The organism is [Zimmermannella] alba NBRC 15616, assembly GCF_001570905.1.
In the GTDB taxonomy this organism is placed as follows: domain Bacteria; phylum Actinomycetota; class Actinomycetes; order Actinomycetales; family Microbacteriaceae; genus Pseudoclavibacter; species Pseudoclavibacter albus.
In genome coordinates this window covers 1-511 of record NZ_BCSO01000029.1, presented here as the reverse complement: position 1 = coordinate 511, position 511 = coordinate 1, and the positions used below count along the sequence as shown (strand labels likewise).

Below are 511 nucleotides of genomic sequence, written 5' to 3'. Positions count from 1 at the left end.
GCCAACCTTCGAACCATCACCCTGCGTGTACGCGCCGTTCTTCACAACGCGAAGGCCAGGCTGCTGCTCGTAGCTCACGACATCCGGGTCCTTGTCCGTGACGGTCGTGCCGTTCGTGCCAGTGCCCGTGACGGTTGCGATGTTGGCGATGGCACCAGCGTCGAGGTCGGCCTGCGTGAGCGTGTAGTCAGCCGAGACCGTCTTCACCTCACCCACGGCGAGAGCCCCGACCGTGATGGCGGCCGGAGCCGTCATCGGGTCAGTCACCTCGACGCCCGTGAGCGGGACGTTGCCCGTGTTCGAGACCTGGAAGTCGAAGGTCACGACGTCACCAGCGGACACGCGGCCATCACCATTCGTGTCAGCCGGAGCAGCGTGCGACTTGTCGATCTGGATCGCCGGCAGCTGCTTGACCGGAACAGTCGCAGTTGCCGTCGGCGTATTCGAAGCATCCGGCGTCGTCGGAACCGGCACCGGGTTACCCGGAGTCGGCTGCGCAGGCTCAGACTGA

1 protein-coding gene is annotated in these 511 nt (G+C 65.4%); it reads right to left on the bottom strand.

Translation table 11 applies throughout. The features are described 5' to 3' along the window. The coding region (locus ZAL01S_RS09640; RefSeq protein WP_455570077.1) for a DUF7507 domain-containing protein at nucleotides 1-511 on the bottom strand (511 nt) is incomplete at both ends.